The organism is Bacillus sp. AP50, from assembly GCF_040492675.1.
GTDB lineage: Bacteria > Bacillota > Bacilli > Bacillales > Bacillaceae_G > Bacillus_A > Bacillus_A cereus.
Genome location: NZ_JBEUTW010000133.1, coordinates 1 through 8,945, shown reverse-complemented (window position 1 = coordinate 8,945; position 8,945 = coordinate 1). Strand labels below are relative to the sequence as shown.

Here is an 8,945-nt window from a genome sequence, read left to right as displayed (position 1 = left end):
TATAAAAATCAGAACTTTCTAACTATCTTTTTTAATATTTTTAAATTATAATAAATAGTAGCAATCTATTCCAATTATCAGGGGGCTCATACATATGAAAGCTGCAGTAAAACATAACATCTCAGATTTTAAAGACTACTTAAAATCTAACGATATATACATGGAAGAAAATATAGATGAAAATGATGGCTCTGTTCATTTTTCAGTAGGATTAGAGACTGAAGCTGGCGCAAAGATTCAACTTATCGCTGCTTTCCAAAACGAACATCCTACGGTGGATATATACTGCTTCAATGTTGCTCACGTGCCTGATGCAACATCAACAAATGATATTTTACATGTCATCAATGAATTAAATACATCTTATCGCTTTGCAAAATTCACATTAAATAAGCAAAATGCAATTGATATTTCAACATCTCTTGCATTCTCAGAACCAAACTTTAATCCAGCACTTGTCTTTGAACATACGAGAATGCTATATAAATTAGCAAATGACGAATATAAAAACTTAATGAAAGTTATTTGGGCATAAAGTAAAACTATAATCCGTTAGGTTTACGGGCAATAAATAAAAGGATGGGCTGTAAGCAGCACCATCCTTTTATTTTGATATCATATCGATCCACATTTTAACAGCAGTGCCTACAATTAAAGTGGACAATACATATTGCAGTACTTTTTGATTTAGCCTCTTCCCGACTCGTGCTCCAAGTGGCGCAGCAAATATACTGGCAACCGCAATAATTAGAGCTGGAATGATAACTACTTGCCCAGTAACCATTTTTCCTGTAGTAATCCCTATTGAGGAAATAAACGTAATAGCGATAGATGTTGCGATCGTCATGCGCAGTGGTAATTTTAAAATAACTAGCATAATGGGAACTAAAAGGAACGAACCTCCAGCTCCTATAATGCCTGAAGCTCCCCCTACAACGAACGCTAACAAGCTTGCTAACCATTTATTATACTTCACATCTCCACTATTATTTTGTTTCGGTACAAACATCATAATAGCTGCAATTGTAGCTAATGCTGCATAAACAACATTGACTGTATGTTCCTCTAATATGTTAGCACCGAAACTCCCTATGAAGCTTCCTATTAATATACTAGCTCCCATATACATAACTAACGTTTTATTCATGTCATTACTTTTCCGGTATGCCCAAGCGCCTGCAAAAGTTGCAAAGAATACTTGTACCGCTGTAATACCGCTCACTTCATGTGATGTATAGCCAGAAAATCCCAGCAATACCGGAATGTATAAGATCATCGGATAATTAATAATCGCACCGCCAATTCCAACCATTCCTGATATAAACGATCCTATAAATCCAATTATAAAAAGTAATACGACTAAGCTCATCTTACATCCCCTCCCTTCTAGAAAGAAGATGAATTAAATGAATAAGTTTACATTCCCATCCGAAGCATCTGCTAAATAAGCTCCTACTCCTGCAAACTCTACCCCTTCCATAATCTCTTCCTCTTTTAACCCTAATAAATCTACTGTCATTTGACAAGCGACAAGTTTAATCCCCTGTTCTTTCGCCAAATCGATTAAATCTGGTAAAGGCATCGCATTATGTTTTTTCATAATACCTTTAATCATCTTTGGTCCCATACCTGCAAAATTCATTTTTGATAATCCCATCTTATCCGCACCGCGTGGCATCATTTTTCCAAACACTTTTTCTATAAAAGTTTTCTTTACCTTCACATGCTCATCTTTCCTTAAAGCATTTAATCCCCAAAAAGTATGAAAAATAGTTACCTCTTGATCATACGCCGCTGCACCATTTGCAATAATATAAGCAGCCATTGCTTTATCATAATCTCCGCTAAATAAAACGATTGTTGTTTTCTTCTGTTGTTCCATGTTGTTCTCCCTCCGATTACCTATAGGGGTATTTTATCATTTATAAAAAGGCTCAAATCATGTATCTCTGTACTATACGACTTTACCTTCCCATGCTAACATACCACCTACCATATTAATTGCTTGAAAACCGTAGCTCTCTAAAAACTGAACTGCTCGTGCACTTCTTCCGCCAGAACGACAAACGATAATATACTCTTTCTTTTTATCCAACTCATGCATACGAAACTCTAATAGTCCTAGTGGAATATTACACGCTTCTGGAATTTTCCCTTCGGCTACTTCTTCTACTTCACGTACGTCCACGATATTTACTGCTTCTTTACGTAACAATTTTTCTTCCAATTCTTTTACTGTCATTTCTTTCATTTTAAATTCCCTCCTCACAAACCATTCATACCGCCTGAAACATTGATAACGTGCTGAAATCCTAATTTCTTTAATACCTTTGCTGCTTGCTTACTTCTCATTCCACTTTGGCAAATAACGATTACTTCCTTATTTTCATCTAACTGATTTGCCTTACTCGCTAACTCATTTAGTGGGATATTTTGAAACCCTTTCATATGATTCCCTCTATACTCACCTACTGTACGTACATCGATAAATTGTTTATTCTTTTGCCCCATCATACGTTTTAAATCTTTTCCTGAAATATTTTTTACTCCTCTAACTGGTAAGAAGCGAGAAATAATAAACCACGATACAAGTACAATTAAGATTACATTCAATATTGTCTTTACATCCATAAAACTATTTAAACTCCTTCTATGCCTTTTTCCCGTCCAAATATATACTATAGCTTTGAATATGGAACCCTTTCTTTCTTAAAAAACGAACACTTAAATTCCAATCCACTTTATTATGAACAATAAGATGCAAAGGCTTATTTGGTATTTCATGATAATACCGTTTTAAATACGCATACGGTATACACATAATTCTAGAAGTGTTATCACTGTGACTCTCTGTATAATTGCGTACATCTACAACAACACTTTCCATTTTCCTTACTTGTTCTAACGAAATATATGCAACATTTAAAACCGGAATGTAACGTTTTACTAAACTTCCTAGCATCGATACTATTAGAGATATAACTATATAAGACATATATGATTATCCTCTTTACTTTCAATAATAAGCAGAGGATGTAATCTTCCACTTATTATTGAACCGCTATGCTTTCTTGATCCAGAACTTTAATTCACCAGATTCTTCCGTGTGTTTTAACACTTCATGACCTCCTTTTTGTGACCATGCTGGAATATCTTTAATCGCACCTTTATCTGTTAAGTGTACTTCTAACACTTCTCCTGATTGTAATGCTTCCATTGCTTTCTTTGTTTTTACAATTGGCATTGGACATGCTAATCCTTTTACATCTAATACTTCTTTCACTTTCATCTTGTTTGCCTCCTATTTTTATAATTAAGCTTTCTTAATCCAGAACTTTAATTCGCCTTCTTCTTCTGTATGCTTTAACACCTCATGACCGCCTTTTTGTGACCATGCTGGAATATCTTTAATCGCACCTTTATCTGTTAAGTGTACTTCTAACACTTCCCCCGATTGTAATGCTTCCATTGCCTTCTTCGTTCTTACAATTGGCATTGGACATGCTAATCCTTTTACATCTAATACTTCTTTCACTTTCATCTTATATACCTCCTATTTTTATTACATTTGAAATCGAATTAATTATGAACAGCACAACGGTTTGGACCAATCTCCATTTCACGCTCTTCGTCTTGACTTGGATTTAATCGCCCCATATTTGTTTGACGAATTTCTTGATATGCATTCGGTTGAGGTGGTAAATTCTCCGTTACAACTTTACGAAACTCTCCCTCATCCTCAATATTTAATCCTGCATTATACGCAAATAAATCTTTTAATTTAGCACTAACAATACCACTCTCGTCCATTTCACTTATTTTTGAATAATGAGCCGGTAACACAACTAAGTTTTGAGATAGTTCTTTATATCTGCTATACAAAGTAGTACGTAAATCACTTACCCAATCTTCAGCTTTCCCAGCAAGGTCTGGACGTCCAATTGAATCTACAAATAAAATATCACCTGATAATAAATAGGAATCATCTACAATAAATGACGTACTTCCAATCGTATGCCCTGGTGAGTATAATGCGTCAATTACAATTTTAGTACCCCCCACCGTAATAACAGATCCTTCAACAAGCGGTTCGTATGAGAAAACAACTTCCTCTGCATCTTTTGGTGGTAACCAATACGTACCACCTACCTTTTCCGCTAACTTACGTCCTCCGGAAATATGGTCTGCATGTAAATGTGTATCCATTACATTCGTAATCGTAACGCCATGCTCTTTCGCAAATTCTTCATATGCTTCAACTGTTCTTACTGCATCAATAACTGCTGCTTCACCATTTGAAACGACCATATAAGATAAACAGCCTTTTCCAAGGCGGTTAAACTGATACATACTTCCAACATTTTTTAAATCTCCCACTTTTATAGGCTTTACATATTCACTCCAAGCCTTCATGCCACCAGCTAAATAATAAATATTTTCTAATCCAGCCTCTGTTAATTGCTCTGCCACAAATATAGAAGACCCTTCTTTTGCACATACTACTAAAACATCTTTATCTTTAGGTAATTCACTTACAATATGATCTACACCATCTAACAAGTCAAAGTAAGGTCTATTAATAGAAGAAACTTGTTTCCCTTCAATTTTCCAATCTTCATAATCCGCCTCATTACGAACATCTAAAATGAATAACTCTCCGAATAACACTTTCTCTGCCACATCTTTTGCTTGTAACGGTTTAACACTCACTCTATTACCCCCATAGGTATATTTTTATTCAAAAAAATTTATTTCTCTATATTCCCTTGCCACTCTAACATACCTGGAATGACATTTTTCACATTTGAATAACCTTTCTCTTTCAACATTTGGCAAGCTATATCACTGCGATTACCAGTTCGGCAAATAACATAAATTTGCTTCGTCTTATCTAATACTGCGCTGTCTAATTCACCTAATGGTACCGAAATGGCGGATGGAATATGACCAAAAGCAAATTCCGCTGCTTCGCGAACATCTAATACAATGCTCTCTTCTCCATGAGACAATATAGACTGTAATTCTGCATTCGTAATTGTATGTGGATATTTCACAATTTCATTCACTTCATGCTCGTTTGCTTTCCTAACATAATGCACCAATACATTATCCTCGTGTTTCGTCCCGATATATTGATGTCCTACTTTACCCGCCCAACTTTTTATATCTACCGTAGATCCTTTATCTGTTGCCTGAACTTCAATTACTTGCCCTGGTGCTAATCCTTCTATCGCCTTCTTCGTTTTCACAATCGGCATCGGACAAGCCAACCCTTTACAATCTAAACTCATATCCACTTTTATACTCATAATTGATTCCTCCACAACTTATATACATATACCTGTAGGGGTATATTAAAATGTTTTTGAAAATCTGTCAACAATTATGTCTGACAGATTATCGGCTTTTTACAAGTAATTGAACAGCTTCTTTAATTAACTCTTCATTTGAAGCATTACCGCTTTCAAACTGCTCACGCAAACATTGCTCTAAATTTGTCCCAACAACAAGTCCAATTGTACGATCAAGTGCAGAACGAGATGCCGTTAACTGTGTAATAACCTCTCGGCAATCTTTTCCTTCTTCCATCATACGAAGTACACCACGAACTTGACCTTCAATACGTTTCAATCTATTTTTCATATCTTGATTATATTCCATTCTATAATCACCTCATTACCATTATGTCACTATTTATAACCTATGACAATATATTATACCCTATAGGGTATTTTGTAAACCCCTATTTTTAATATTTATCTTATATGTTCACAAAACAAGAAGTGAAACCTTACTATATAGGCTTTCATCTTCCACCAAATTTTGAAGTGGAAGATGAAAAAATATTAATATACAACACGTTCTGGTACTACTGTTCCGTATAATTTAAAGCCACCATCTAAGTTCTTTACCTTATATCCTTTTTCCATTAACATGCGCGCTGCAACATACCCTCTCATACCAAGTTGGCAAGTGATATATATTTCTTTGTCCATTGGCACTTCATCCAATCGATCACGTAATTCATCTGACGGAATATTAATAGAGTCTTTAATCATTCCCTGTTTTAGTTCATTAGGCTCTCGAACATCAATAAGATATCCACCATTTTTAACAATGTGATCTATTTCATGCCATTGCACTGTGTCCACAAAACCATCTACTATATTACTTGCCGCATACCCCACCATGTTTACTGGGTCTTTTGCAGAAGAATAGGGCGGGGCATATGATAATTCTAAATCCGGCAAATCGATTACAGTTAAGTTTGCCTTCATTGCCGTTGCAATAACATCAATACGCTTATCTACACCATCACGCCCTAACGCCTGCGCTCCATAAATTTTTCCGCTTTCTTTATTAAAAATTAATTTTATTAGCACAGGCGTAGCATTCGGATAATATCCCGCATGAGAATTTGCCTGTACATGTACTACCTCATAGGGTATATTTAGTCGTTTTAATATTTTCTCATTCACTCCAGTCGAAGCAACTGTTAAATCAAAAACTTTAGCCACAGAAGTTCCCATCGTACCTTTATATAAAGACTCCGTATGGCCATGGATAATATCTGCTAACATGCGACCTTGACGATTAGCTGGCCACGCTAAAGGAATCATCGTTTCTGTTTCTGTAACAAAATCTTTCACTTCAATCGCATCACCAATTGCATATACATGTGGATCTGATGTTTGAAATTTCTCATTTACCTTTATCGTTCCTCTAACTCCTAATGCTAATCCTGCATCTTTCGCTAAACTATTCTCTGGTTGTACACCAATTGCTAAAATAATCATATCTGTTTTTATAACTGAGCCACTTTTTAAACGTACAATAGCCCCGTCTTCTTCTAACGCATCTACACCATCTTCTAAAACAAGCTCAACATTGTGATTTCTCATATGTTCATGTACGTATGCTGCCATTTCATAATCGATTGGTGGCATTACTTGATTCGCCATCTCTACAAGAGTAACATCAATTCCTCGCTCTCTTAAATTCTCAACCATTTCCACTCCAATAAATCCACCACCAATAATCATCGCATGACGTGGTTTCTTCTCATCAATATACGCTTTTATACGATCTGTATCAGGTACATTTCGTAACGTAAACAACGCCTTCGCTTCTTCAATGCCCGGAATAGGTGGAACAATTGGTTTCGCCCCTGGTGAAAGAATCAAAACATCATATTCCTCGTTATATATTTCATTTGTAGTTACATTCTTTATCGTAATTGTTTTCTCTTCTTTATTAATCTTTACCACTTCACTCAATACACGTATCTCTAAATTAAAACGCTTTGACATCCTTTCAACAGTTTGTACTAATAACTTTTGTCTTTCTGTAATAACACCGCCAATGTAGTATGGTAATCCACAATTTGCAAATGAAATGTATTCACCACGTTCAACCATAATAATTTCATCTTCCTCACTTAAACGACGAAGCCTTGCAGCTACTGATGCCCCGCCAGCAACTCCGCCTACTACAACTATTTTTCTGGACATATTTCAAACCTCCATGTTATTTATTATTTAATTTTTTCATGAATCACACAAAAACCTATACCTGTATGGGTATATAATAGGGTATAAAAAATTTAATTTCAATCAATATGTCTTTCTTTCACAAATTTGAAACAAAAAAGAACTTAGATATTTCCAAGTTCTTTTTCATATAGTTCTGTTCTATAACTTTCTTTACTATTACATCAATACCTAAAGATGGTGTAGTATGAGGGAATACTTGTTTTAGATAACTGAACTACACCTACATTTAAATTTCCAAACTCAATAGTTTCACTTGAAGTTGAATATATTTCGCTTAAAATTCTTAAATACCACAATCTAAGAAAATGACTCCAAATGGATTTACTATATTTATTCAGACCATCTTTTAATATTATTAAACACATTGTCTGTTATCCGATTTCCAAAATTCATATTTTTATTTCCTCTTGTATGAATGGCTATTATTTTGATACCTGTATCAAAATAATGATATACAGGTGATCCACTTTGCCCTTCATAAGTATCAATCTTGTATGTTAGTCTGCTAGGATTAACACCTTCAATTGGACCATAATCTCTCCACATTGTGTAACGTTCATTTCCTATTTTATCAGCTGGATATCCAGGAATCACCGCAAGTAAACCTTTTGGTGATTCTACATAGGTAGTTCTATATCCAAACCAACCCGTATAATCTCCTGGAGACCCATTTAATTTAATCGTTCCATAATCATAATTTGAATTTTCGTTATCAGTCCATCCACTTACCGAGTAAAGTTTTGTTCCTTTATAAGGTAAATACGGTGCTTGTCCTCCATTACGTCCTGGAGTTACAATAACATTTGTCGCCCATCCACCAATTTCTTTATTGTAAATACAATGTCCAGCTGTCAGCACTGTATCTTTACTAATTAGTGCTCCTGTACATCCATAAATTTCTCCACTATTATACTGAGTTGCTATATGGACTACAGCACTATACGGATATGAAGTTGTATCATTAACCCGTATTCGATCATCTATTCCTATAACAGAATAGGTAAGAATGTTAGGTGAATAATTTAACTTCGTATTTTCTAAGAAGGCTCCCCAATCTTCCCCACCATGTTTACGCCCTTCAAATGAAGGTGAAACAAGATCTTCTCCCCTTCGATCATTACTATACAAAGATTGTTCTTGAAAAAGTACACGTTCTCCCTCATTTGAAACTGATGTCCACGGTACATCTTCTGCATACACCTTCTGATTCACCAAAAATACTGTACAAAAAAAGATAAAAAGAACACCAAAACTATAAAGAGCCAACCTACATCTTATAGAAATAAAGCTATCCAACATAACTTACCTCCTATACAAATGATAGCGAACAATTGAAGATCCCTTTATAAATTCTAGTTTTTCTTTTTTTAGAAGTCAATGTAATTAATAATG

The 8,945-nt window shown here is 35.0% G+C and carries 13 protein-coding genes; 1 reads left to right on the top strand and 12 read right to left on the bottom strand.

The window, feature by feature from the left end; translation table 11 throughout:
• Positions 1-94 precede the first annotated feature (94 nt).
• Positions 95-535 carry a hypothetical protein gene (locus ABWK52_RS11820; protein WP_000642362.1) on the top strand — a complete coding sequence of 147 codons (441 nt, stop codon included), beginning with the start codon at positions 95-97 and terminating at the stop codon, positions 533-535.
• 69 nt (positions 536-604) lie between these two features.
• Here ABWK52_RS11820 and ABWK52_RS11815 read toward each other — a convergent pair whose 3' ends face one another.
• From ABWK52_RS11815 to ABWK52_RS11760, 12 genes are all read right to left on the bottom strand, one after another.
• Entirely contained in the window at positions 605-1,369 is a 765-nt protein-coding gene (locus ABWK52_RS11815) for a sulfite exporter TauE/SafE family protein (protein ID WP_000060715.1), read from the bottom strand.
• A 33-nt stretch (positions 1,370-1,402) separates the two neighbouring features.
• Positions 1,403-1,882, bottom strand: a complete 480-nt coding sequence (locus tag ABWK52_RS11810; protein ID WP_000437728.1) for a DsrE/DsrF/DrsH-like family protein — start codon at positions 1,880-1,882, stop codon at positions 1,403-1,405.
• Positions 1,883-1,954: 72 nt separating this feature from the next.
• Positions 1,955-2,251 (bottom strand): rhodanese-like domain-containing protein, encoded by a 297-nt coding sequence (locus ABWK52_RS11805; RefSeq protein ID WP_000661816.1) that lies wholly within the window; start codon positions 2,249-2,251, stop codon positions 1,955-1,957.
• A gap of 14 nt (positions 2,252-2,265) precedes the next feature.
• On the bottom strand, positions 2,266-2,631 hold the full coding sequence (locus ABWK52_RS11800) for a rhodanese-like domain-containing protein (protein WP_141537418.1): 366 nt from the start codon (positions 2,629-2,631) through the stop codon (positions 2,266-2,268).
• A gap of 19 nt (positions 2,632-2,650) precedes the next feature.
• Positions 2,651-2,995, bottom strand: a complete 345-nt coding sequence (locus ABWK52_RS11795; RefSeq protein WP_098283512.1) for a sulfurtransferase — start codon at positions 2,993-2,995, stop codon at positions 2,651-2,653.
• Positions 2,996-3,061: 66 nt separating this feature from the next.
• Complete coding sequence (locus tag ABWK52_RS11790; protein ID WP_000864996.1) at positions 3,062-3,289, bottom strand: sulfurtransferase TusA family protein; 228 nt, start codon at positions 3,287-3,289, stop codon at positions 3,062-3,064.
• 24 nt (positions 3,290-3,313) lie between these two features.
• Positions 3,314-3,541, bottom strand: a complete 228-nt coding sequence (locus ABWK52_RS11785; RefSeq protein WP_016117194.1) for a sulfurtransferase TusA family protein — start codon at positions 3,539-3,541, stop codon at positions 3,314-3,316.
• Positions 3,542-3,579: 38 nt separating this feature from the next.
• Entirely contained in the window at positions 3,580-4,710 is a 1,131-nt protein-coding gene (locus tag ABWK52_RS11780; protein ID WP_098542374.1) for an MBL fold metallo-hydrolase, read from the bottom strand.
• 38 nt (positions 4,711-4,748) lie between these two features.
• Positions 4,749-5,309 (bottom strand): sulfurtransferase TusA family protein, encoded by a 561-nt coding sequence (locus ABWK52_RS11775; protein WP_050821648.1) that lies wholly within the window; start codon positions 5,307-5,309, stop codon positions 4,749-4,751.
• 88 nt (positions 5,310-5,397) lie between these two features.
• Positions 5,398-5,661: a metal-sensitive transcriptional regulator gene (locus tag ABWK52_RS11770; protein WP_000456205.1), complete on the bottom strand. Its 264-nt coding sequence runs from the start codon at positions 5,659-5,661 to the stop codon at positions 5,398-5,400.
• Positions 5,662-5,846: 185 nt separating this feature from the next.
• Positions 5,847-7,511, bottom strand: a complete 1,665-nt coding sequence (gene cdr / locus ABWK52_RS11765; RefSeq protein ID WP_098542375.1) for a CoA-disulfide reductase — start codon at positions 7,509-7,511, stop codon at positions 5,847-5,849.
• 372 nt (positions 7,512-7,883) lie between these two features.
• On the bottom strand, positions 7,884-8,852 hold the full coding sequence (locus ABWK52_RS11760) for a trypsin-like serine peptidase (RefSeq protein WP_000887279.1): 969 nt from the start codon (positions 8,850-8,852) through the stop codon (positions 7,884-7,886).
• Between the last annotated feature and the right edge of the window lie 93 nt (positions 8,853-8,945).

Coding starts and splice junctions, on each gene's coding strand:
- ABWK52_RS11800 (WP_141537418.1), bottom strand. CDS start 2,631: ATGGATGTAAAGACAATATTGAATGTAATCTTAATTGTACTTGTATCG.
- ABWK52_RS11815 (WP_000060715.1), bottom strand. CDS start 1,369: ATGAGCTTAGTCGTATTACTTTTTATAATTGGATTTATAGGATCGTTT.
- ABWK52_RS11770 (WP_000456205.1), bottom strand. CDS start 5,661: ATGGAATATAATCAAGATATGAAAAATAGATTGAAACGTATTGAAGGT.
- cdr (WP_098542375.1), bottom strand. CDS start 7,511: ATGTCCAGAAAAATAGTTGTAGTAGGCGGAGTTGCTGGCGGGGCATCA.
- ABWK52_RS11805 (WP_000661816.1), bottom strand. CDS start 2,251: ATGAAAGAAATGACAGTAAAAGAATTGGAAGAAAAATTGTTACGTAAA.
- ABWK52_RS11795 (WP_098283512.1), bottom strand. CDS start 2,995: ATGTCTTATATAGTTATATCTCTAATAGTATCGATGCTAGGAAGTTTA.
- ABWK52_RS11760 (WP_000887279.1), bottom strand. CDS start 8,852: ATGTTGGATAGCTTTATTTCTATAAGATGTAGGTTGGCTCTTTATAGT.
- ABWK52_RS11810 (WP_000437728.1), bottom strand. CDS start 1,882: ATGGAACAACAGAAGAAAACAACAATCGTTTTATTTAGCGGAGATTAT.
- ABWK52_RS11785 (WP_016117194.1), bottom strand. CDS start 3,541: ATGAAAGTGAAAGAAGTATTAGATGTAAAAGGATTAGCATGTCCAATG.
- ABWK52_RS11790 (WP_000864996.1), bottom strand. CDS start 3,289: ATGAAAGTGAAAGAAGTATTAGATGTAAAAGGATTAGCATGTCCAATG.
- ABWK52_RS11820 (WP_000642362.1), top strand. CDS start 95: ATGAAAGCTGCAGTAAAACATAACATCTCAGATTTTAAAGACTACTTA.
- ABWK52_RS11775 (WP_050821648.1), bottom strand. CDS start 5,309: ATGAGTATAAAAGTGGATATGAGTTTAGATTGTAAAGGGTTGGCTTGT.